At 35.7% G+C, this 24,235-nt stretch carries 26 protein-coding genes; 11 read left to right on the top strand and 15 right to left on the bottom strand.

Annotated features, from left to right (window positions below; translation table 11 throughout):
* The first annotated feature begins 313 nt into the window (after positions 1-313).
* The gene (locus AC0OM3_RS26660) at positions 314-670 is read left to right on the top strand and encodes a YgzB family protein (protein ID WP_000025057.1); all 357 of its coding nucleotides are present in this window, start codon (positions 314-316) and stop codon (positions 668-670) included.
* Between the two features lie 105 nt (positions 671-775).
* On the opposite strand, the gene AC0OM3_RS26655 is transcribed toward AC0OM3_RS26660, so the two are convergent.
* From AC0OM3_RS26655 to AC0OM3_RS26625, 7 genes are all read right to left on the bottom strand, one after another.
* Positions 776-1,195 (bottom strand): GNAT family N-acetyltransferase, encoded by a 420-nt coding sequence (locus tag AC0OM3_RS26655; protein ID WP_000759734.1) that lies wholly within the window; start codon positions 1,193-1,195, stop codon positions 776-778.
* Between the two features lie 170 nt (positions 1,196-1,365).
* Positions 1,366-1,794 (bottom strand): peroxide-responsive transcriptional repressor PerR, encoded by a 429-nt coding sequence (gene perR / locus AC0OM3_RS26650; protein ID WP_000237829.1) that lies wholly within the window; start codon positions 1,792-1,794, stop codon positions 1,366-1,368.
* A 300-nt stretch (positions 1,795-2,094) separates the two neighbouring features.
* Positions 2,095-2,550 carry a thioredoxin-dependent thiol peroxidase gene (gene bcp / locus AC0OM3_RS26645; RefSeq protein WP_000633710.1) on the bottom strand — a complete coding sequence of 152 codons (456 nt, stop codon included), beginning with the start codon at positions 2,548-2,550 and terminating at the stop codon, positions 2,095-2,097.
* A gap of 44 nt (positions 2,551-2,594) precedes the next feature.
* Positions 2,595-2,999 carry a potassium channel family protein gene (locus tag AC0OM3_RS26640; protein WP_000964343.1) on the bottom strand — a complete coding sequence of 135 codons (405 nt, stop codon included), beginning with the start codon at positions 2,997-2,999 and terminating at the stop codon, positions 2,595-2,597.
* A gap of 72 nt (positions 3,000-3,071) precedes the next feature.
* Positions 3,072-3,857 (bottom strand): ABC transporter permease, encoded by a 786-nt coding sequence (locus tag AC0OM3_RS26635; RefSeq protein ID WP_000965778.1) that lies wholly within the window; start codon positions 3,855-3,857, stop codon positions 3,072-3,074.
* A 4-nt stretch (positions 3,858-3,861) separates the two neighbouring features.
* Positions 3,862-4,653 carry an ABC transporter permease gene (locus AC0OM3_RS26630; protein WP_000521516.1) on the bottom strand — a complete coding sequence of 264 codons (792 nt, stop codon included), beginning with the start codon at positions 4,651-4,653 and terminating at the stop codon, positions 3,862-3,864.
* Positions 4,646-5,659 carry an ABC transporter ATP-binding protein gene (locus AC0OM3_RS26625; protein ID WP_000843650.1) on the bottom strand — a complete coding sequence of 338 codons (1,014 nt, stop codon included), beginning with the start codon at positions 5,657-5,659 and terminating at the stop codon, positions 4,646-4,648. The genes AC0OM3_RS26630 and AC0OM3_RS26625 overlap by 8 nt, the downstream gene beginning before the upstream one ends.
* Before the next feature lie 121 nt (positions 5,660-5,780).
* On the opposite strand from AC0OM3_RS26625, the gene hemL reads away from it, so the two are divergent.
* From hemL to AC0OM3_RS26610, 3 genes are all read left to right on the top strand, one after another.
* Complete coding sequence (gene hemL / locus AC0OM3_RS26620) at positions 5,781-7,085, top strand: glutamate-1-semialdehyde-2,1-aminomutase (RefSeq protein ID WP_003299918.1); 1,305 nt, start codon at positions 5,781-5,783, stop codon at positions 7,083-7,085.
* A gap of 198 nt (positions 7,086-7,283) precedes the next feature.
* Complete coding sequence (locus tag AC0OM3_RS26615; protein ID WP_474213253.1) at positions 7,284-11,720, top strand: glutamate synthase-related protein; 4,437 nt, start codon at positions 7,284-7,286, stop codon at positions 11,718-11,720.
* Positions 11,721-12,076: 356 nt separating this feature from the next.
* On the top strand, positions 12,077-13,165 hold the full coding sequence (locus AC0OM3_RS26610; protein WP_000765787.1) for an aromatic acid exporter family protein: 1,089 nt from the start codon (positions 12,077-12,079) through the stop codon (positions 13,163-13,165).
* 13 nt (positions 13,166-13,178) lie between these two features.
* Here the strand turns inward: AC0OM3_RS26610 and AC0OM3_RS26605 are convergent, their stop codons facing one another.
* From AC0OM3_RS26605 to AC0OM3_RS26590, 4 genes are all read right to left on the bottom strand, one after another.
* On the bottom strand, positions 13,179-14,939 hold the full coding sequence (locus AC0OM3_RS26605) for an ABC transporter ATP-binding protein (RefSeq protein WP_001161595.1): 1,761 nt from the start codon (positions 14,937-14,939) through the stop codon (positions 13,179-13,181).
* 54 nt (positions 14,940-14,993) lie between these two features.
* A complete protein-coding gene (ntdP, locus tag AC0OM3_RS26600) occupies positions 14,994-15,524 on the bottom strand; it encodes a nucleoside tri-diphosphate phosphatase (protein WP_000506624.1) in 531 nt (176 codons plus the stop codon).
* A 263-nt stretch (positions 15,525-15,787) separates the two neighbouring features.
* A complete protein-coding gene (locus AC0OM3_RS26595) occupies positions 15,788-16,048 on the bottom strand; it encodes a YgaB family protein (protein WP_000997576.1) in 261 nt (86 codons plus the stop codon).
* 188 nt (positions 16,049-16,236) lie between these two features.
* The gene (locus AC0OM3_RS26590) at positions 16,237-16,518 is read right to left on the bottom strand and encodes a gamma-type small acid-soluble spore protein (RefSeq protein WP_000039044.1); all 282 of its coding nucleotides are present in this window, start codon (positions 16,516-16,518) and stop codon (positions 16,237-16,239) included.
* A gap of 125 nt (positions 16,519-16,643) precedes the next feature.
* Between AC0OM3_RS26590 and AC0OM3_RS26585 the strand changes: the two genes are divergently transcribed.
* Positions 16,644-16,868 carry a hypothetical protein gene (locus AC0OM3_RS26585; protein WP_000275447.1) on the top strand — a complete coding sequence of 75 codons (225 nt, stop codon included), beginning with the start codon at positions 16,644-16,646 and terminating at the stop codon, positions 16,866-16,868.
* A 35-nt stretch (positions 16,869-16,903) separates the two neighbouring features.
* On the opposite strand, the gene mutY is transcribed toward AC0OM3_RS26585, so the two are convergent.
* Positions 16,904-18,001: an A/G-specific adenine glycosylase gene (gene mutY, locus AC0OM3_RS26580; RefSeq protein ID WP_000171393.1), complete on the bottom strand. Its 1,098-nt coding sequence runs from the start codon at positions 17,999-18,001 to the stop codon at positions 16,904-16,906.
* Between the two features lie 150 nt (positions 18,002-18,151).
* Here mutY and AC0OM3_RS26575 point away from each other — a divergent pair, with 150 nt between their 5' ends.
* Entirely contained in the window at positions 18,152-19,132 is a 981-nt protein-coding gene (locus AC0OM3_RS26575; RefSeq protein ID WP_000379107.1) for a metal-dependent hydrolase, read from the top strand.
* A 24-nt stretch (positions 19,133-19,156) separates the two neighbouring features.
* Here AC0OM3_RS26575 and AC0OM3_RS26570 read toward each other — a convergent pair whose 3' ends face one another.
* A complete protein-coding gene (locus tag AC0OM3_RS26570; protein WP_000998165.1) occupies positions 19,157-19,423 on the bottom strand; it encodes a YfhJ family protein in 267 nt (88 codons plus the stop codon).
* 125 nt (positions 19,424-19,548) lie between these two features.
* Between AC0OM3_RS26570 and AC0OM3_RS26565 the strand changes: the two genes are divergently transcribed.
* Both AC0OM3_RS26565 and AC0OM3_RS26560 read left to right on the top strand, forming a co-directional pair.
* Positions 19,549-19,707, top strand: a complete 159-nt coding sequence (locus tag AC0OM3_RS26565) for a small, acid-soluble spore protein K (RefSeq protein WP_000517891.1) — start codon at positions 19,549-19,551, stop codon at positions 19,705-19,707.
* Between the two features lie 37 nt (positions 19,708-19,744).
* On the top strand, positions 19,745-19,897 hold the full coding sequence (locus AC0OM3_RS26560) for a YpzG family protein (RefSeq protein ID WP_000122093.1): 153 nt from the start codon (positions 19,745-19,747) through the stop codon (positions 19,895-19,897).
* A 64-nt stretch (positions 19,898-19,961) separates the two neighbouring features.
* Here the strand turns inward: AC0OM3_RS26560 and AC0OM3_RS26555 are convergent, their stop codons facing one another.
* A complete protein-coding gene (locus AC0OM3_RS26555; protein ID WP_001057024.1) occupies positions 19,962-20,279 on the bottom strand; it encodes a YfhH family protein in 318 nt (105 codons plus the stop codon).
* A 10-nt stretch (positions 20,280-20,289) separates the two neighbouring features.
* On the bottom strand, positions 20,290-21,102 hold the full coding sequence (recX, locus tag AC0OM3_RS26550; protein WP_000268503.1) for a recombination regulator RecX: 813 nt from the start codon (positions 21,100-21,102) through the stop codon (positions 20,290-20,292).
* 81 nt (positions 21,103-21,183) lie between these two features.
* On the opposite strand from recX, the gene AC0OM3_RS26545 reads away from it, so the two are divergent.
* From AC0OM3_RS26545 to AC0OM3_RS26535, 3 genes are all read left to right on the top strand, one after another.
* The gene (locus AC0OM3_RS26545) at positions 21,184-22,089 is read left to right on the top strand and encodes a TIGR01777 family oxidoreductase (RefSeq protein WP_000684401.1); all 906 of its coding nucleotides are present in this window, start codon (positions 21,184-21,186) and stop codon (positions 22,087-22,089) included.
* A 139-nt stretch (positions 22,090-22,228) separates the two neighbouring features.
* Complete coding sequence (locus AC0OM3_RS26540; protein ID WP_000698317.1) at positions 22,229-23,359, top strand: amidohydrolase; 1,131 nt, start codon at positions 22,229-22,231, stop codon at positions 23,357-23,359.
* A gap of 241 nt (positions 23,360-23,600) precedes the next feature.
* The gene (locus tag AC0OM3_RS26535) at positions 23,601-24,158 is read left to right on the top strand and encodes a GNAT family N-acetyltransferase (RefSeq protein WP_000914737.1); all 558 of its coding nucleotides are present in this window, start codon (positions 23,601-23,603) and stop codon (positions 24,156-24,158) included.
* The last annotated feature ends 77 nt before the right edge of the window (positions 24,159-24,235 follow it).

The following is a 24,235-nucleotide window of genomic DNA, read 5'->3' as shown; positions in this document are numbered from 1 at the left end:
CGACTTCCTTATGTTAACATCTTCATTTTTCAATGTCAACTAAGTTTTTCATTTTCTTTTTTGTCGTTTTCTGCGTTTCCGCATCAGCGACGGTTATTAATATATCATGCAGTATATACGGGGTCAATACTTTTTATAAAAAAATTTCACATCCCGTTAAAAACTTAAAAACCGCTGTAAAAATCATTATAGTGTCCATTCATTCTTCATGGCTCCCCTCCTATTCATTTCATATCTTATCCCTTTATCAATTTACATGAGAGTGAAAATTCTAAATTTTATGTTATATTATTAGTATAGGAGCGTGGTGAGAATGAGCATTAAGTATTCAAACAAAATCAATAAAATCCGGACCTTTGCATTAAGTTTAGTATTTATCGGCCTCTTCATTGCATACTTAGGTGTCTTTTTCCGCGAAAACATTATTATTATGACAACGTTTATGATGGTTGGCTTTTTAGCCGTTATCGCTAGCACTGTCGTTTACTTTTGGATTGGTATGTTATCTACTAAGACTATCCAAATTATTTGCCCAAGCTGTGATAAGCCAACAAAAATGCTCGGCCGTGTCGATGCATGTATGCACTGCAATCAACCTTTAACACTAGATCGAGATCTAGATGGAAAAGAATTTGATGAAAAGTATAATAAGAAGAGTTATAAATCATAAGTATCAAGGGAAATACGAATTTGCAACACCACAAACGTTTCAACTCATTAAAAAGTTGATTTCTTAAAAATCAACTTTTTAATTGTTTTATTAAATTTATTACACCTATTTTTTCGAAATAACAGTAAACATCCCTGTCATATTAGGCGAATAATCTTTAAAATCATATTTTTCGTAGAATGATGTTTTACCTTGCGACGCAAACAAACCAATGAATGCTTTATCTGGAGCATTCCCATTTAAGTATTCTACTAAAGTATTCATTATTTTCTTTCCAATACCATTCTTTTGATACTCTGGATGAACCACTATATCTTGAATATAGAAATAGATAGCCCCATCACCAACAATTCTCCCCATGCCGATGATTTGATTATGATCCTTGACTGTTATACAGTAAATGGAATTTTGAAGTGATATTTCCGCCACCTCAAAGTTCATATAATTAGTCCATCCCACAGAATCACATAAATATTTATATTCTTCCAATGTTGGAATGTTATTTTTAATCTCATATTTCTTCAAAATGTCCCCTCCAAGAATTCATTTCTACCAATACAAAGTAAATTCGACAAACTTTTATCTAACCCTTCTTACTAACTTAGCACTGTAAATCCCGATTAACCTCACGCTAATCCTTATATAATAAAGAAAGAGGCTGACGTATAGCCGTCAGCCTCTTTCTTTATTATATATTACGCCTTATGACACTCTGGACAAACGCCATAAATTTCTAAGCGATGACTATTGATAACGAAGCCTGTCGTTTTCGCAGCTTCCTCTTCCAGCTTTTCCAAGCCTCCATAAGGAAAATCAACAATCTTACCACATTTTTCGCAAATCACATGGTAATGTTGACTTGTAACATAATCAAATCTACTTGAAGCGTCTCCATAAGTTAATTCCTTTACAAGTCCAACCTCTTTAAACACACGTAAGTTATTATAGACAGTTGCAACACTCATATTTGGAAACTTACCTTCTAATGCTTTATAAATATCATCCGCTGTTGGGTGCGTCATTGATTCCACAAGGTACTCTAAAATAGCATGACGCTGTGGAGTAATGCGTACACCCGTATTTTTCAGCATTTCTAGCGCTTCTTTTAATTCTTCTTTGACCACCGTCATGCACCCCGATTCTATACGGATTATTATTTTATAATTCTTATAAAGAGTGTACTCCTTTTCTTATAAATCGTCAATATTTCTACTATAAGTATGTGGTTTATTTTTATATTCAGGACTTGTTTTTATGTATCTTTCCCTTTTTCTTCATATATTACATAGAAAAAAAGTGCGACATAATCGCACTTGGAATACTATCATCTGAGGAGGTATGCCCTACACTTCCACTTTATGTAAGGCAGTAAAATATGTATAGACACTTGCCTTGTTTCTGCATATTTTATCTCCAACGTAGATTTATTTTATATAAGAAAGAACATCCTCAATATGCCCTTTCACTTTTACTTTACGCCACTCTTTTACAAGTTCACCGTCTTTATTAATAAGAAATGTAGAACGCTCGATTCCCATATACTCTTTCCCAAAGTTCTTTTTTAACTTCCAAACATCGTATAACTCTGCTACTTTATGATCTTCATCTACTAAAAGTGTAAATGGCAATTCATGTTTCTCAATGAATTTCAAATGTCTATTCGCTGAATCAGGACTTACTCCAAGAATAACCGTATCCTTCTCTTGAAATACTCCATACGCATCACGAAAATCACATGCTTCAGTTGTACATCCTGGCGTCATATCTTTCGGGTAAAAATAGAGAACTACATTTTTACCGCGGAAATCAGCTAGACGAACTTCTTCTCCGTTACTTCCCTCTAATGTGAATTCTGGTGCCATTTCTCCTACTGTAATCATAGTTATCACTCCTACTCTTTTCCTTTACTATAACAAATGCTTCCTTATTTTTCATTGTCTATTACAGACCTCATCACAAAAGCAAAAGGGAGTGTATATCCAATTAGCGCTTCTGCGATTGCAATCCATCGCCCAATTCCAATCGGAGATATGTCACCATATCCAACAGACAATAAAGTAACTGCGCTAAAATATAAACAAACTTCGACGAGTTGAAAAGAATGAGCGTTCAAACTTTCTCCGTCCTCTTTCAAAACTGCGAAACCCATTTCCTCTAATACAACGTAACTTAATCCAAACGCGATCAGTACTGTTGTATAGATCAAAAATAATGTGGCCAAATTATAGAGCGAAAAAAAACGCGTTGAATCCGAATAGGAACTCCATAATAATTGGACACTTTTCAAAATAGCGATTGCTGCAATTAATAGAATAAATCCCCATAACATGTCCTCCACCTCATTTTATATGTATGAGGTGGAGAACTGATTTATCCCTTAGAAACGAACAAGCTTCTATAATTAATTACCCGCGCCACGATACCTTTTTACCCCTTGGTTCCAGAGGGTGATTGCAATCGTAAAACAGATAATACCAACAATTGGCGTCGCAAATGCATAACTATTCCATTCTGTTTTTCTTAAAAAGTATGCTGCTGGATATACTCCAACAAACGCAAACGGTAAAACAAACGTTAAAATGAAACGAATTACACGATTATAAATATTAACAGGATAGCGCCCGTAATTACCTATGTTATACATAAGAGGCATAATTGAACTTTTCGCATCCGACCAAAAACCAAGGCTCGCCAGCGTAACAAATATCCCTCCATATACAAGTGCTCCTCCTCCTACCATCAATATAAATAAGAAGAAATCATACCAGTAAAAAGATAATTGTAACTCCACAGTTGCATATCCCATTACAACAATCCCTGTAATAGCTCCAATTAAAGATTCAAGTTCCATTCTTTCTAATATAATTTGAAATAGGCTATGGATCGGTCGCGTTAATACACGATCCATCTCCCCTTTAATAATGTATCGATCATTAAAATCCCATATATTAAAGAAAGCTGAAAAGATGGCAAATGGTACTAAAAAGAAACCATAAATAAAGATTACCTCTTCTCGACTCCATCCCTTCAATGCTTGTGTATGCCCAAATACAACGAGAATAAATATTAAATTAACTGCTTGAAGCGATAAATCAGAAAGTAAACCAACAATAAAATCGCCTCGATACTCCAATTTCGTTTTTATATATTGACTTGCATATTGTAAAAATAAGTTTATATATAGCATCTTATCATCCCCCTTGTACAATTAGACGTTTTCTCGCCGTTCTCCACATGAGTACAATTGGAATAATAAGTACAATCGCCCAAATCACTTGAAATATTAAAGCCTCATACAACTTACTCCCCTGTATACCTTCAGAAAAAATCATACTTGGAATATAACTAATAGCCTGAAACGGTAAGAACATCATTGCTTTTTGGGCCCATAACGGATAAAAACTAATTGGTAATAATAGACCTGAAAATAAATCAATAACAACGCGTTTTGCATACATAATCCCACTATTATTAAATAGAAAAAACGTAAGCATTCCTGTCATTAAATTAATTTGTGTATTAATAATAAAACTAAATATTAAAGATAAGAAGAAATATAACCACGTTTGAAAATTCGTTGTAATTTGCAACGAAAATAATAACGTAACGATAACCATGCCTGGAATGGAAAAGAAGGCAAAACGGAATATTCCCTCGCCAAGACCTTGCATAACTTTCATTCCCAAATAGTTATACGGACGAATTAATTCTACAGCCACACGTCCTTCTTGAATCTCCATCGCAATTTCCCTATCTATATTATTAAAATAGAAGGCACGTGCCATCCACGCGATTGCGATATACGTGGTCATTTGCGAAATAGATAAACTTTCAATATTCTCTTTTCCGCTATAAATTGCTTGCCATAAAAAATAGTAAGCACCGATATTAATCGTATAAATTAAAATCCCGCTATAATAATTTGTGCGATACGCAAGCATCATTAAAAAGCGAATTCGAATCATTTCAATATACTTACCCATGTTTAATACCTTCTTCATAAATGTTACGAATAATTTCCTCTGTAGACACTTCATTAATTTTTAAATCTTTAATTTGAAAGGCTTGTACTACTTTAGAAATAAGCATTGAAATAATAACTTCTTCATTCGGTATTTTTGCAACCCACGCGTTTTCCTCTTTCGCTTTCGACCAAACGACATGACTATCTGGCATAACCATTGATAAAGCCTGATAGGAAACTGGTGCAATAAACTGAAAATGTATTTCCTTCTCCGCTCCCCACTGCGTACGAAGATTACTTAAAGAACCGTCATACATAATATTTCCTTCATCCAGCATGATAACACGCTCACATAATGCTTCAATATCAGTAATATCATGGGTTGTTAATAAAATTGTTGTTTTATAACGTTCATTCATTTCTTTTAAAAATTCACGTATTTTCAATTTCACAAGTACATCTAGCCCAATTGTTGGTTCATCTAAAAATAATAACGGTGGGTTATGAATTAATGCTGCCGCTAATTCACAACGCATTCTTTGACCTAGAGATAACTTTCGAACTGGCTTATCTAATAAAGGACCAATATCTAACGTTTCAATCACGTGTTCCATATGCTCTTTATACTGAGCGTCTGATACACCGTACACTTTTTTTAATAAACGAAAAGATTCTTGTACAGCAATATCCCACCAAAGTTGTGAGCGTTGACCGAAAACAACACCAATGGTTCTTACAAATTCTTCTCTCTGCTTATGTGGGTTCATCCCATTTACTAAAATCTCTCCTGATGTCGGAGTCAAAATCCCCGTAAGCATTTTAATTGTTGTTGATTTACCAGCACCGTTCTCACCGATATAACCAACCATCTCACCTTGTTTTACAGTAAAAGATACATCATTTACTGCTGGTACTATTTTATAATTACGATTTAATAAATCGCGAAATGCACCCTTTAAACCCGGACGACTTGAATAGGCTGTAAATTCTTTACGTAACCCTTGTACCTCAATTACCGACTTCATAATCGGACCCCCCTCCTAAATGTCACAACGAATAGTTTACCCAACTGCCTTCTCTATCACAAACAATACGTCTTTTCGAAAAACATGTTAGAATAATACATAGATTTTTGTAAGGAGATGAATGGTAGTGAAATTCACAAAGTCAGAAGCATTACATAAAGAAGCTTTAGAGCATATCGTTGGCGGCGTTAATAGTCCTTCTCGTTCTTTTAAAGCAGTTGGCGGTGGCGCTCCTGTTGCTATGGAACGTGGAAAAGGTGCTTATTTCTGGGATGTAGACGGAAATAAATATATCGATTATTTAGCAGCATACGGTCCTATTATTACTGGACATGCTCACCCGCACATCACAAAAGCAATTACAACAGCTGCTGAAAATGGTGTACTTTACGGAACACCAACAGCGCTAGAAGTAAAATTTGCAAAAATGTTAAAAGAGGCAATGCCTGCTTTAGATAAAGTACGCTTTGTAAACTCTGGTACTGAAGCAGTAATGACGACAATTCGTGTTGCTCGTGCTTACACAGGCCGCACAAAAATCATGAAATTTGCTGGTTGTTACCACGGTCATTCTGATTTAGTACTTGTAGCAGCTGGATCTGGTCCTTCTACACTAGGAACACCTGACTCAGCCGGCGTACCACAAAGTATCGCTCAAGAAGTTATTACTGTTCCATTTAATAATGTAGAAACTTTAAAAGAAGCGTTAGATAAATGGGGACATGAAGTAGCGGCTATTCTTGTAGAACCGATTGTTGGAAACTTCGGTATTGTAGAGCCAAAACCTGGATTCCTTGAGAAAGTGAATGAACTTGTTCATGAAGCTGGCGCACTAGTAATTTATGATGAAGTTATTACCGCTTTCCGCTTCATGTACGGTGGTGCTCAAGATTTACTTGGCGTAACACCAGACTTAACAGCTCTGGGTAAAGTTATTGGCGGCGGACTTCCAATCGGTGCTTACGGTGGTAAGAAAGAAATTATGGAACAAGTTGCTCCGCTTGGACCTGCATATCAAGCAGGTACAATGGCAGGAAATCCTGCTTCTATGGCATCTGGTATTGCTTGTCTAGAAGTTCTTCAACAAGAAGGACTTTATGAGAAATTAGATGAACTTGGTGCCATGCTTGAAAAAGGAATTTTAGAGCAAGCTACAAAACATAATATCGATATTACATTAAACCGTCTAAAAGGTGCTTTAACTGTATACTTCACAACAAATACAATTGAAGATTACGATGCAGCACAAGATACAGACGGTGAAATGTTCGGTAAATTCTTCAAGCTAATGCTTCAAGAAGGAGTTAACTTAGCACCTTCTAAATACGAGGCATGGTTCTTAACTACAGAACATACAAAAGAAGATATTGAATATACAATCGAGGCTGTTGGCAGAGCATTTGCTGCCCTAGCAGACAATAAATAATCCCATCATTAAAAGGAAAAAAGAAAGCTCACCTTTCTTTTTTCCTTTTTTCTATTTCATAAATTCCGTATTAATAGTATAATTATTCATAATTATCTGTTTTATATTCTTTTACAGCATTACTATCTCTGTGTACAAGGTGATTCGCACCTTAAATAGTAAGATTATTCTAACTTTTACAAGAGGGGGGATTGACGGATGCTCAATAAAAAAAATACATGGACACCGTCTTTATTTCGAGATTATAGAAATGCAGAACATGATGCGTGTGGAATCGTTTCCGTTATGGAGAAACGAAAAATTGCTACAAAAGAAAACATTGACCTTTGCATACAATCACTCGTCAAAATGAATCATAGAGCTGGTTTCATTAATGGCGAGGGCGATGGCATCGGCATTCACATTGATATACCAAAAACGCTTTGGCATGAAAAACTAAAAAGTAGTGGATATAATCCAACGATTGTGGATCATCCCCACTTTATCGTTGGACATTTTTTTCTAAATAAAAAAGAAAACATTACTGCCTTAAAAGATTATATTCGTACGCAATTAAACAACAAAAACTTTACTATCATTTTCGAAAGTGATGATGTAACAAACTCAGATGCGCTCGGTCCACTCGGTAAACAAGAAGAACCTTTATTTTGGCAAGTTGCCCTTATCGCAGAAAACGAAATTACAAATATTGAGCAAACATTATTTTCTGTCACAATAAAAATAGAGGAAAACGAAACAATTCATGTTGCTTCATTAAGTCGTGATCATGTTGTATATAAAGTTCTAGGTGCTGGTGATACACTTGTTGCCTACTATAATGATTTACAACATCCACTTATCGCTTCAACTATGACATTAGGACATAACCGCTACTCTACTAATACATTATCTAATTTTTTTCGTGTACAACCATTTAGTATTCTCGGACATAATGGTGAAATTAACACAATTGCGAAATTACGCGATCAAGCTGAAATGATTGATGTACCACTTACTGCTGGAGGCAGTGACTCTCAAGATTTAAACCGCACCTTAGAAACCCTACTTGTTCAATACGACTACAGTTTATTTGAAGCAATGGAAATACTATTCCCACCAATTATTAATGAAATTAAACTTTATGAAACACCTTTACAAGATTTATATACGTATATACGTGAAGCATGGGGACATTTTGCACAAGGACCAGCTGGCATCATTTCACGTTTTAAAGATGAAGCTGTTTTCAGCGTTGATTCTCTTGGATTACGCCCAGTATGGAAAGTAGAGACAGAAAGCTCTTATATTTTCTCTTCTGAACCTGGAGTTGTATCACCAACTAAATATGTAGCAGAACCAAAACCACTCGCTCCTGGAGAAAAAGTCGGATTAAAATGGAATGAACAAGATGAACTTGTTCTTTATGAATATGACAAATATCAAATCCAAGTATATAACCGTTTTAAAAAGCGAATTGATACTACCAATTACCATTTAAATTTATCTATCCCTGAAACGAAAAAAATTCAAGGGCTATGTGATTCTGTTCAAGTTAAAACGAAACAATATGTCGCTTTCGGATGGGACCGAGAACATATTCAACTTCTTGAACAGATGGCAACAAAAGGCGTTGAGCCAATACGCTCACTTGGGCATGACTCACCACTTGCCGCACTTGATACTGATAGACGAAATATCGCTGACTTTATTAAAGAAAGTGTAGCTGTTGTTACAAACCCTGCAATTGACCGTGACCGTGAAATTGAACACTTCTCTACACGTACTGTACTTGGAGAGCGTCCAAGTTTATTAAGCGGCGCAAAACGGCCATTTGTAGTTGAAATGCTTTCACCAATTATTTTAGAAGGCAGCGTGGCACAACCTATTGCAGAGGAATTACACACAATTACGTACGAACAACTCATAGAACTATTTAAAACTCATAACTCTATCGCCACAATCTCTGCTACATTCAGCTCGTCAGAAACTCTACAATGTGCATTAAACCGCATTAGTTCTGAAGCGATAGCTGCTGTTAACAATGGTGCTTCCCTACTAGTATTAGATGACGCAAAAGCCCATCTAAATGAACGCTTTTGGATTGATCCACATTTAGTTACTGCTAAAGTGCATCAATCATTAAGTGAAAATAAATTACGCCGCAATTGTTCTCTCGTTATACGTTCTGGTGCCCTTCGCTCCTTACATGACATTGTCACGCTATATGGATTAGGAGCAGATAGTATTAATCCATATTTATTATTCGCGACTGTAAATGATGGAACAAAAACACCAATTACGAATCTGTATAATGCACTTAATAAAGGATTAGAAAAAGTCATTTCAACAATTGGCATTCATGAGTTACGTGGTTACGGACGTCTCTATTCATCTATTGGGTTACATGAAGAAATCGCAAATATATTACAAATTACAAATTTCTTCGGTTCAAATGATTTAGCCTTTTCACTCGAATCACTTGCTGAAGATGCAAAAATACGAGCAGAGGATTATAACAATCCTAAAATTAGAATGCGAAAATCATTTCATATATTCCCGCGAATTTGGAAAGCAATCGGCGACGTTGCAAAAGGAAATTCTTATGATGATTACCGTGACAAGTTAAGTGAACTAGAAGAGAATAATCCAATCGCAATCAGACACCTTGTCCAAACGAAACAAACAAAACATGTCGTTCCAACTGAAGAAGTATCTATCGGCATTCAAAATCATAATTTACCATTTATTATTAGTTCTATGTCATTTGGTTCTCAAAACGAAATTGCCTTTCGCGCATATGCAGAAGCAGCCGATCAGCTAAATATGATTAGCTTGAACGGTGAAGGCGGCGAAATTAAAGATATGATTGGAAAATACCCACATACACGTGGACAACAAGTGGCATCTGGGCGATTTGGAGTAAATGCCGAACTACTAAACTCATCCAACTTAATTGAAATCAAAATCGGTCAAGGCGCAAAGCCTGGGGAAGGCGGACATTTACCTGGTTCAAAAGTAACAGCTAAAATCGCTGAAGCACGTAATGCGACAATTGGCTCAGATTTAATTTCACCTTCTAATAACCATGATATTTATTCAATTGAAGATTTAGCTCAAATGATTACGGAAATTAAAACAGCTAATCAACTTGCCAAAGTAGCCGTGAAAGTCCCTGTCGTTCCTAATATCGGAACAATTGCTGTCGGTATCGCCAAAGCTGGCGCTGATTTTATTAACATTAGCGGATTCGATGGCGGAACAGGTGCTGCCCGTATTCACGCATTGCAACATGTAGGTCTTCCTGTAGAAATTGGTGTTAAAGCCGCTCACAACGCTTTATTAGAAGCAAGCATGAGACATAAAGTAGAGATTTGGGCAGATGGTGGTATTCGAAGTGTAAATGATGCCTTGAAAATCATGCTCCTCGGAGCAAACCGGATTGGATTTGGCACACTATCAATGATTGCAATCGGCTGTACTACTTGCCGTGGGTGTCATCTAGATACTTGCCATGTTGGAATTGCGACACAAATTGAGTCTGAAGCACAAGCAAAAGAACATGGGTTACGCCGCTTCGTCCCACGCGAATTAGAAAGCGCAGTTGCTGGCCTGCTAAATTTATTCACCTCTTTCGGTGTAGAACTAAAACGATTAACAGGACAGCTTGGGTATACAAATTTACAAGCAATAGTTGGGCGTTCTGATTTATTAGAGCAAGTTCGAGGCGAAAATTTATTAAACTTACGTAATTTACTACAAATAATAGAACATCCATCTGTTACAACAACAGATGGCGTACCGGAAAAACAATTTAAAACAGTTCATTCCGCTGACTCAAAAGAATTAGTAGGCGTTGGTGTAGAGCAACGCGTTATGGGTGGTCTAGAATCGTGTTATCGCGTTCGCAGTAAACTATATGAAGCTACTCAACTTGAACCACTTACATTAAAGTATACGAATGGTTCTATTCCTGGAAATGGGTTAGGCGCTTACAATAGTGAAAATTTATTTATACACGTAAATGGCGGCGCACAAGATGGCATTGGTAAAACTTCCTTTGGTGGTGGGATTTATATAACAAAATCAAAAGGAAAAGACGGAGTATATTATAACGGTTCTGTCGGAAAAGGATTTGGATATGGTGCACAAAAAGGGGCACTATACGTGCAAGGGAACGCTGATGCTCGCGCTGGCATTCGCCTTTCTGGGGCAGACATGATCATTGGAGGTAGAATAACAAAACCACTTCCTGAAAAAGAGCAAGGAAATATAGGTGCATACTCCAATATTAAAGGTTTTGCTTTTGAATATATGACAAATGGGCGAGCGCTTGTTTTAGGTGACCCTGGGCCATGGATTTGTGCTGGCATGACTGGCGGTGTTGTTTATTTGCGTCGTGATTCAAACTTAGGCTTAACAGAACAGGCCTTAAAAAGAAGAATCGCAAAAGGTGCAAATGTTACATTACAACCAATTAGTAAAAATGGTTTGAAAGATGTAACTGAATTATTGCTAGACTATATTCGTGTATTAAATGAGCATGAGCAATATGAGGAAGTTGCTATATTAACAGCATTATTAGATGATATACAGAACCAGTTTTTTGAGATTATCCCGAAAAAAGAACAGGCAGACCCATCTATCTCAACAGAGTAAAATAGGTAATTTTCATTATTAAGAAAAAATTGACGAAGTACGCTTCTCATAGTAATCTATAGTAACAATTTGAGACCTGCTGAAATTCAGCAGGTTTTTTTACTAAAAACTGATGTTTAAAAGGAATTAGGAAAAATTATAAAGTGAAACTTTAATTAGCCTACACCAATCGGACGTTTACTGGCATCCAGCTTCTGAATTTTGAGGCGTGAATCTTACTGCTCACAATTAGCGGGATAAAATGAATACTAATTTCTTTTAACGTCACTAAAATATCACTTGCTAACATATTGTAATGAATGTATAGTATCATGTTGTACATTCATTATGACAAGAGAAAGGATCTTATTAAGGGTATGAAACTTGGTGCTCGCATTTTAAAAACGGGTATTGCCATCACGTTAGCTTTATTTGCTTGTATTTTACTTCAATTACCGAGTCCGGTATTTGCGGGAATTTCAGCTATTTTTGCTGTTCAACCGTCTGTATACCGTTCTTATTTAACAGCACTTGAACAAATTCAAGCAAATGTAATTGGTGCGATATTTGCTATCGCATTTGCTACTGCTTTTGGACATAATCCTTTTATTATTGGATTAACATGTATATTAGTAATTGCTCTTACATTACAATTACGATTAGAAAACACAATATCAATTGCTTTAGTAACAGTTATCGCCATTATGGAGTATCAAGGCGAAGATTTCTTTAGTTTTGCCTTACTTCGATTTGCGACGATTATGATTGGTATTATTGCGGCTTCACTTGTAAATTTAGTATTTATGCCGCCGAAATATGAAACAAAACTTTATCATCGTATCGTTGATAATACAGAAGAAATTGTAAAATGGATTCGAATGAATAGCAGGCAGGCTTCTGATTTTACAACGCTAAAAACTGATATTGATCGTATGAAAGAAAAAATGATCAAACTAAACCATTACTATTTGCTGTATAAAGAAGAAAGAAGCTACACGAAAAAAGTAAAGTTCGCAAAAATTCGTAAGCTCGTTTTATTCAGACAAATGTTAGCGACAACAAGCCGTGCTTTAAGTACGTTAAAATCATTACACCGTACTGAAAATGAACTGCGCTATATGCCAGAGGAATTTCAGGAATCTATCCAAAACGAACTTGATTCATTAACGCATTATCATGAACAAGTTTTATTAAAATTTATTGGTAAAGCAAAAAAACAACAATCAGTTGAAATGCTTGATGAAGTCGAAACAGGTAAACAAGAATTAATTGATATCTTTATGGAATATCAAAATAAGGACGATGAAGAAGCATATAAAACATGGTTACATCTCTTCCCTCTTATTTCTTCCATCATTAACTATAGTGAAGAAGTAGAGCATTTAGATTTACTTGTAGATAGCTTCTACACATACCATAAACCAGAAAAAGAACTCCAAATCGATGATAAAAAAGAAGACGAATAAAAAACAGCTCCTTTTATGCTAAAGGAGCTGTTTCTGTTATATGTTGAAGTTGATATAAATTATAATAAAATCCTCTTTTTCGCATTAACTCTTCATGAGAACCTGTTTCTTTAATCTCACCGTCTTCAATGTAAATAATCGTATCAACATGCGTAATCGTCGCTAATCGATGTGCAATTATAATCGTTGTCCGGTCAGCAGCTAACGTCTGAAGCGCCTCTTGAATATACCTTTCATTTTCTAAATCTAAAGCCGAAGTTGCTTCATCCAATATAAGTACCGACGGATTCTTTAGAAATACGCGTGCAATTGCCACGCGTTGCCTTTGCCCGCCCGATAGCTTCACACCACGTTCTCCAACGACAGTATTATAACCATCTGGTAAGTCTATAATAAAATCATGAATTTGCGCAGCTTTGGCAGCTGCAATCACTTCTTTCTCTGTAGCTTTCGGATTTCCATATAGAATATTAGCTCCAATTGTATCGCTAAACAATAAATTATCTTGCAGTACAATTCCAATATGACTACGCAAATTTCTCATATTATACTTTCTTACATCTATGCCATCTACATAAACCGCGCCTTCAGAAACATCATAGAAACGCGGGATCAAACTAGCAAGAGATGACTTCCCTCCCCCACTCGCTCCTACAAGCGCTACTTTCTCTCCAGGCTGCATAGTTAATGACAAGTTGTGTAATATCTCTTTTTCATCTGCATTATAACGAAAAGAAACATTGTCAAATACAATTTCTCCATTTAATTTTTTCGTTTGTACTGCATTTGGCACATTAACAATATCGTATTTTTCATCTAACAGTTCAAACACACGGTCCATCGATGCAAAAGATTGTGTTAATGTTGTGGATGAATTAACAAGGCGGCGAAGCGGACTATATAAACTATCCATATATCCAACAAAAGCAACCATCGTCCCTAGCGTTAACTGCCCCTGAATTACTTCATATGCTGCAAAACCAATCACAAGTAACGGACCTAAATCGGTTAACGTATTTACTGCCGAAAATGTTCTCGCCGTCCAACTTGTATGGGTTAATGCTTTCGTTAAAAATTCATTATTTCTTTTTTCAAACTGCTTCCCCTCATACTCTTCTAACGCAAAGCTACGTGTCACTTGCATTCCTTGAATACGTTCATGCAAATACCCTTGCATCGTCGCTAACGCTTGTGAACGCTCTTTCGTCAATTTCCGAAGACGTCCGAAAAAATATTTCACTGCAATTACATAAATAGGTAAAATCAATAACGCAACAAATGTTAATTTTATATTCATAGAAAACATAACAATGATAGCAATAGCAATTGTTGCAGTATCTAACCAGACGTTCATCAAACCAGTAATTACAAAATCCTTCGTTTGTTCTACATCATGGATGACACGCGAAATAATCTCCCCTGTTTTTGTATTGGAATAATAACGTAAACTTAACTTTTGTAAGTGACCGAAAATATGCTTCCGCAAATCATACAGTATTGTATTTGCGATACGTTGTGCGAAATATTGACGATAATATTCAATCGGTGGTCTTAATACCGCAAAAATAAAAAAAGCAATTCCAATCGCTGTTATTAATTGAGATGTTTTATCTTGAAGTGAGCCCGCGCCTTGAATTACATCATCTATAATATACTTTAATAACCACGGCATAATAAGTGGGATACCGAATTTAACTAGCCCAATAATAATTGTAATAGCAATAAGCCATCGATATGGTTTAACAAATTGTAAATATCTTTTTATGCCTTGCACATAATCCCCCCTCTAATAGGACAAACCTGCCGGGAAGCCCCCTGCAGGTTTGTTTTAATTTCTGTACATTAAATATCGTTCATACCACATATCTACGAAATCTGGTGCAAATGGACCTTTTCTTTGATGAATCCACTGTGTTAAATGTGCTACATTTCGTTTTAAAATTGTATCAATAACAGGTGGATACTGCATAATTTGACTATGTTTTTCATACTCATCTTCATCTAGAAGCGTATATGTCATATCTGGATATACTTTAATATCTAAATCATAATCAATATACTTTAATGCTTCAGGATCATACGCAAAAGGTGAGCTTAAATTACAATAATAATATACGCCATCTTCCCTAAGCATCCCAATCACATTAAACCAATAGTTGGCATGAAAATAACAAATTGCTGGTTCACGAGTAATCCATGTTCGGCCATCCGATTCTGTAACTACTGTACGATCATTCGCTCCGATTACAAGACTCTGTGTCCCTTTTAAAATTGTTGTTTCTTCCCACATTCTATGAATGGAGCCATTATGTTTATAACTATGTATTTGTACTTTTTCTCCTTCTTTGGGAAATCCCATATATGCTCCCTTCTTTCAACTGCAAATGCCCTTTGAACGGCATTCACTTTTTTTCTATTATAACTTTTTTGTCGAAATTTTAAAACTAAAGGGACAAGACTCTATTTTTCACAGTGAATATGCAGAATGTTTATTGTTGAATACAATAATCCCCAATCTTCTCAGGAAACAAGGATTGTACTGTATTATTTATAAAAGAGGACATGTAATAGAAAAAGTCCCTCTCTATTGAAGGACTTTTCATCTGAAAGTAATAATATATCTTATCCTAAATTTGAAATCATTTTTTCATTTTCAAAAGATTGGATTACACTATTCGTTTGTTCTTCAAATTTCTCATGTAACATCTTCAATGCTACTTCTGTTCTATATATTTCCTGGCGGATAAAATGCAGTTCTTTTTTATCACACGTATCTTTTTCATTCATTTCAATTTGTTGATACTTCTCTAGATGTGCTTGTAACTTTAACAACTCATCCATCGTTTCTAATTGCTCCCCTACCAACTTATCAAAATCGTTCATCACTTACCCCCTTTTGGACTTATTCATCAGTTATTATTCCTAATTACATAATTCTAATTGTTAACTGCCTTCTCCTTTGACTACATTTGTTGACTTATTAGAAGTTATGTCGTTCACTTTCTTTTCATTACAACGATCCACGCACAAAGAAAACACTCCTCACGAATTAGAGAAGTGTTTTTCTTTCATTACTGATTTGAGCTAGAAGATTGTGATTGTTTTGCAGCTGACTTAGCATTTTGTTTTTTCACAGCATGCACGTCTGTTTCAGTTGCAAATTCTGTACCATAACTAGCGTTTGCACTTTGTGCACCAGAAGCTTGTGCTTTCTTTGCTTCTGATTGTGCGTTTGCTTGTTTTACTGCTTGCACATCTGTTTCAGTTGAAAACTCTGTACCATAACTAGCATTTGTACTTTGAATGCTAGCACCAGAAGTTGCCTTGTTATAACCTTGTTGTTTTTTACTCATCTTTCTCACCTCCACAATCAATAATGTAACCAATTCACTTAGAAGCTATCCGTAATTTTCTTTTGAATAATTTCCGCATATATCTTTTGTTACTTATTCAAACTATAAGAAATGGAGGTGGGAATATGTATATAGGACGCGATATGACTGAACTAACGATGGTTTCAAAAAATGAGTGGAAAGAAGATGAATTAGCTTATTTTCATCATTCATTACAACAAATTTTGCCTTATTTAAACGCCGAAGGGCAAAGTATTTACAAAGAAATTGTAGTAGAAATCGAATCAAGAGGCGGCTTACAAGAAGGCGAAGCTAGTTGGACTCATGGGACAAAAATTTCTTACGATTAAAAAAGTGTTCCCTAGATTGGGAACACTTTTTTTATTTATTGCATTGTAATTTTCTCCACGCAATTTTCGTAAATAGTACGATGTGATTTCGAGAAAGGCAATTGCTCGAATGCTTCTTTCGATACAAATTTTAATGTATCTGTATCAACAATATTACCGGTTACTTTTCCGTAAAATACAAATATATCCCAAGTACGATGTGTAAACGTATGTTGTACATTCATTGCGTACTCATCAATAGAAACCCCGAGCTCAAATTTCTCTTTCATATAATCTATAAGCTGCTCTTTCTGATTTCGAATCCCTTCGCCAAGTTCAATATTCGGAAATTCCCACATGTTAGCTAATAATCCGGTACTTGGACGTTTATTAATGACGTAACGACCATCTTCCGTTTGAAGTACTCCTGCAACAAGGGGTACCATCGTCGGAGCTTTCGCTTTACTTTTTACTGGTAACTCCTTTTGAACACCTTCAGCATATCCCCTGCAATGTTCACGTACAGGACAAAGTAAGCATGCTGGATTTTTCGGAATACAAATTAGTGCACCTAATTCCATCAAACCTTGATTAAAATAAGATGGATTTTCAGTCGAAATAATTTCACGCACAATCTCTTCAAAAACTTTTCGAGTCTTTGGTTTTGCAATATCATCCCATACTGATAAAATGCGAGATAATACACGCATAACATTTCCATCAACTGCCGGCTCTGGTATACCATATGCGATACTTAAAATAGCACCTTTTGTATATGGTCCAACTCCTTTTAACTTTTCAATTTTCTTTACATCACTTGGTACAACCCCGCCGTATACTTCTTTTACCTCTTTTACTGCCGCATGTAAATTACGTGCTCTAGAATAATATCCTAAACCTTCCCATGCTTTTAATACTTCTTCATCATCTGCGTTCGCTAACGCTTCAAGTGTAGGAAACTTCCCCATAAAATTTGCGTAATATGGTTTTACAGCTTCTACTCTTGTTTGCTGTAACATAATTTCAGAAACCCAAACGCGGTATGGATCTTTATTCTTTCTCCATGGCAAGTCGCGCTGTTCTTCTTCAAACCAACCAATTAAATCATTTTGAAACTGCTCTATATTAAAATTGTTTAGTATTTCAAGTGTCAAACTTGATCCCCCTCATTTTTTTGCATATAAGTACTATTATAAAGATTTTAGGAAAAAATTTAAGTAAGATGACATAGGAAATAGAAGGCAAAGGACTTGAGGTATCGAATAAAAAGAGTTACATTAATAAAAAAACGGAGGTGGATTTCTATGGACACAGCCACTCACCTTGTTATGGGTATCACTTTAGGTAGCTTAGCAACATTAGATCCAGCCATAGCACAAAGTGATATTGGCCCTCAAGCTGTTATGCTTGCTACAATTGCTGGTTCCAACATTCCTGACATTGACACAGTTTTAAAATTGCGTAATAACGCTAAATATATAAGAAATCATCGTGGGATTACTCATTCCATTCCCGCGGTAATTCTTTGGTCATTCCTTATAAGTGGCATCTCTTTCGCCTTCTTTTCAGAAGCTCCATATCTTCATTTACTACTTTGGTCATTTATTGCCGTCTTTCTTCACGTCTTTGTAGATATTTTCAACGCCTATGGTACACAAGCATTACGACCTTTCACAAAAAAATGGGTCGCACTTGGCATAATTAATACATTCGATACCGTAATTTTCTTTATCCATATACTTGCAATTGCTTGCATGCTCGTCGGTTCTCATAAAGGATATACAGCCTTAGCAGCATATATATTAATGATTATTTACTATATCGGACGGATTATGATGCATAGAAATATAAGAAGCGTTGTACACAAACGTTTCAACAATGTCGAGAAGATTATCATTTCTCCTTCTTACCGATTTTATCATTATCATTTAGCAGTCGTTACGGCTGATTATTACTACGTTGCGAGATGGCATCGTGGTAACATCATGATATATGATAAGTTCGATCGGGTACCGTTCCCAGACAATGATATTATGCGAGCAGCTAAACAAGATGAAAACATCTCAGCCTTCTTATCTTTCTCTCCTGTATATCGCTGGGATATTTTTGATCATGATCATTATTACGAAGTACGATTCATTGATTTACGATACCGAAGTAAAGATTATTATCCATTTGTCGCGATCGTTCAGCTCGACCACAATTTAAATATTATTAGCTCCTATACAGGATGGATTTTTAGTGAAGAAAAACTTCGAAAAAAACTAGAATTACTTCCACATTAAAAAAAGCGACTTAAGTCGCTTTTTTTAATGTTTCAAATGATCTTCTTGATTAATTAAATGGCTATACTTCGGATTATTTGTACGCATTTCATGAAGGCGTATACCATGATTATTAATCCATGATCGTACCACTTGTTCCGTCATTTCATCGCCTTGATAACGACCTGATTTGGCATAAGTTGTTTGAAAATCTTCCCATAGTAACTCAACCCACGCACGAGCTTGTGCGTAAGAAAGCTTGTCATTCTTGTCTAATAATTCTTTCGTTAATATTTCATAAATATCATTCATATTATAATCTCCTTTTACCTATTTATCCCTTCATTTCTAAAGGATAGTTTCTTCAATTTTGCACATTCTATAATTGATACTTCTTAAAGAAGAGGTATCAACCGATAATGAGGAGGGCGTTCGCAATGGGTAAACAAGCCGAATTTTGGTCTGAGTCAAAAAATAACAGCAAAATCGACGGTCAACCGAAAGCGAAATCACGCTTCGCTTCGAAACGACCTAACGGCACAATTAACACGCACCCACAAGAACGTATGCGTGCTGCAAATCAGCAGGAAGAGTAGTACAAATTAAATTAACTTCCTACACGAGGTGATAAAGATGAGCTACCGTGATCGCTTAGATAGTCGTTCTGAATTATTTAACCATACGTGGACTCGTCCAAAACATGCGAAAGCGCAAGTTAACGGACAGACGCAACAAACCCAGTCTCTCATTATATTGGCAAATGAATGTAAAAAACGCCAATTTTAGAATCTCCTATCTCCTTTAACGCCTACCAAAGATGAAAACCAGAGAGATATGTGCTCTCTGGTTTTTATTTTTCTTGCAATAAGGAAATTGGTATGCCAATCTCTTCATTATCATTTTGCTTATATCCCCAAGCAAATACCCCATTGAAATACGTAATTTTAAATAATACACCAGGTTCTTCTACTAATTCATATGTTTCACCAATACGGAATTTGTTTATATCCGTCATATAAGCACGAGCCATTGCCATTTTTCTCATTAATACATCAAATTCATTGACAATCCCAAGCTGCTCAGCTTTTACTGCTTGCTCCTTCAAAGCGCCAATTTCTTCCCTTAGCTCATGCGGTGTCATTTCACTGTAGCGTTTTGGCATATTCATCTTATTCTCCTCATTCCTCTTCGCGTTTCATTTGCAAAAATATCTCGATTTCATCAATAGAGAATCCTTTTCGATATAACGCTTGTTTCATCTTGTTTTCAAATGTCCATCCATCATGCTTCTTATATTTCTCATAATATTTATTCCCATGATAGTGTAACGCTTCTTGTTGCTTTTCGTCATCTTTTTCGTCTTTCAATTCTTCCAAACAAATCTGAATTACTTCTCTAGAATATCCTTTTCGAACAAGCATCTCATCTAACTTTAGTTTCATTTGTAAAAAAGAATGCTTTTGATAAGATTTTTTCTTCTTTTCTATGAGAAACGAAGCATTCTCAATTTGCTTTTCCTTTGGATATTCTTGTAAACTATGTGTAATAATTAAATCCTGAACACCTTTATTTAATAGCTCTCTTTTAATAACAGTTGGACCTTTTCGATTCACATTACTTTGCGTTCGCGTATATAAAACAGCATACTCTTTATCATTAATATATCGGTCATGTAATAATTTCGAAACGACTTCAGAGATGATGGCCTGTCCCACTTCTTTTTTTCGTAAAAAATCTTCTATTTCTTGTTTTGTTCTCATTTGATAGGATAAATAGGAGATTGCTTGTAAATATGCTTTTTGTACTTCTTCATTATACAAAATATTTCCTAACTCGATTTCATCAATTTCTAATCCTTTTTGTAATCCATGTTTTATTAAGATTACTTGATCCACACTAAATCCGTACTCTTCGCCTTGACCTTTATCAATATAAATATTAAATCGTTCTTTCGATCGTTTTTGTACTTCGATTTTTGTAATGACAGCCATACTCTCACCTCTCTATTATTTTAACATAGTCGAGGAACATTTTTTCTTTTCAAGAATATATATAATGAGGAGGAAATACTTGTGAAAATCGCAATTTCTGGTGGTACAGGCTTTATCGGCAAATACCTTTCTACTTTTTTTATTCAAAAAGGATATACTGTTTACATTCTCACACGAAAAAAAACTACTGAAACTTCCGACCCTAACCTTCAGTATGTTCAATGGACACCGGATTTACAAACCTTCCCCCTCTCTTCTATTGATGTAGTTATTAATCTAGCCGGAGAGTCTATTAATAGTAGATGGACAAAGCAACAAAAGAAAGCCATTTTAAACAGTAGAATTCAAACAACAAAAGGACTCATTAAACAATTGCAAACACTCCATACAAAACCACACACATTTATTAACGCAAGTGCTATTGGATACTATGGAACGTCTGAAATAGAATCTTTTACAGAACAGCATAAGACTCCTGGAAATGACTTTTTAGCAAATACAGTATATTCATGGGAACAAGAAGCATCTAAAGCAAGTTCTCTCGGAATACGAACAATCTACACAAGATTTGGAGTTGTATTAGGTGCAAATGGAGGAGCTCTTCCAAAAATGCTACTTCCCTATCAATTCTATATCGGCGGCACCATTGGTTCTGGGAAGCAATGGTTATCATGGATTCATATAGACGATGTCGTTCGTATGATGGATTTCATCATACACAAAAAAGAAATTGATGGTCCTCTTAATATGACAGCACCAACACCTATAAGAATGAAGGAATTTGGAGAAACCATTGCAACTATAATGAAAAAACCTCATTGGTTGCCTGTACCTTCATTTATCATTCAAACTTTATTAGGTGAAATGAGCATACTTGTACTAGAAGGGCAACGTGTATTACCCATTAAAGCAATTGAACATGGATACCAATACACATTTCCGGCAATAGACCATGCATTACAAAATATACTTTCGCATACAATGTAGTACTTCTAAAACACAATTTTACATGGGCTCTTTCAAAACTTTCATTTTCTAGAATCCGAAGCATCACCATACAAATAACCTTTCAGTTACTTTCCCTTAACTTCCATTAGCATTATAAAGTAACAGAAATGAGGTACCTATGAAAATATTGCTCAAACAAGCCATTGTATACCCTATTACATCTCAAAAATTTCAAGGCGATGTACTCGTTACAGGAGAGCGAATTACCGAGGTCAAACCTTTTATTCAACCTACTCAGGATATGACCGTTATAGATGCACGAGCACTCCATCTCTTACCTGGCTTTATTGATGTCCATACTCACCTTGGTCTCTATGATGAGGGTACTGGTTGGGCTGGAAATGATGCCAATGAAACATCTGAAGTTTCAACACCACATATTCGTTCTTTAGATGGGATCCACCCTTTCGATATTGCCTTTCAAGACGCTGTACAAAACGGAATTACAACCGTTCACGTTATGCCTGGCAGTCAAAATATTATCGGGGGTACGACTTGTGTAATAAAAACAGCTGGAACTTGTATTGATCATATGATTATTCAAGAACCTGCTGGTTTAAAGATTGCCTTTGGAGAAAATCCTAAAAAAGTCCATAGTAATGGAACAAAAGAATCCATTACACGTATGGGGATTATGGGGTTACTTCGGGAATCATTCTATGAAGCGCAACACTACGGGCACGAAGCTGATTTTCGAATGCTTCCTATTTTAAAAGCATTACGTCGTGAAATACCCGTACGTATCCACGCCCATCGAGCAGATGATATTAGTTCTGCGCTACGCTTTGCAACGGAATTCAACCTTGATCTACGTATTGAACATTGTACAGAAGGACACTTTCTTGTTGAAGAGCTTTCGAAACACAATTTGAAGGTTTCAGTTGGTCCCACTCTGACACGTCGTTCTAAAATCGAACTAAAAAACAAGACATGGGATACTTACCATATATTATCTAAAAATGGTGTGGAAGTTTCTATAACAACAGATCATCCTTATACACCCATTCAATATTTAAATATTTGTGCCGCTGTCGCAGTAAGAGAAGGGTTAGACGAGAAAACAGCACTAGAAGGAATCACCATATTTCCAGCGCGAAATTTGCGTTTAGAGGATAGAATTGGAAGCATCGAGGTTGGAAAAGACGCCGATCTCGTGTTATGGACTCATCATCCTTTCCATTATTTAGCCAAGCCTGTACTAACTATGATTGATGGAAAAATAATTTACAAAAAAAATAAAAAAAACTAGTTTATTTTTTTGACTAGATAAAGTATTATACGATTATAAACTGAATGAAACCATAATCAATTTGTGTCGTGATTATCATTTTCAAATTGATGAATGGGGAAGGCAAATGGTGCGCCACCAGCGTTAGAAACTGGTTCTAGTGGGTTCGATTCCCACCCCGAAATTTTTTAAAGATTGATATAAAAATTTCGAGGGTGGGGTGTTTTTTCGTCATGCTACCCTCGTGTGAGGAGGAGTTAGTATGTTGAAAAAACGCGACTTACACGACAGCCACGTTCTATACGAGTTAATGGTGGATCCAGCTGTCTTCCCTTTTGTGCGTCAAAAGGCTTATTCTTATGAAGAATATTTATTCTTAACGAAACAAACGATTGAAGCTGAAGAGCGTGGTGAATTAATTTCACGCACAATTTTAGATGAATGGGGTAACCCTATCGGAACAATTACTTTATTTGATGTGCAAGAAAAAGCTGGATTTCTCGGGACATGGCTTGGCAAACCATATCATGGAAAAGGCTATAATAAATTGGCAAAAGATTCATTTTTTAGTGAACTTTTCTATGAATTAGATATTGAAACAATTTTCATGCGTATTCGTAAAATAAATATTCGTTCTATTAAAGCTGCAGAAAAACTGCAATATGTGAATCTAGCAAACGAAACAAGAAAAGCCGTATATGATGAAATTAACGCAAACGAAGAAGTGTATAACTTATATGAAATTCCAAAAGATCAATACACACTTGCTACAATGCGAGATACAACCTTCCAAGATGCTCATCAATTAAAAGAAGCGTAATCTTAATTTTCTGAAATAATAATCAATAGTTAACATTTTCCATATGCGTATATCCCCTCATGTCTTTGGAAACGATA

This window comes from Bacillus sp. FAU20, assembly GCF_056033865.1.
Note: the sequence above shows the minus strand (reverse complement) of the source record. Positions and strands in the feature narration are given on the sequence as shown.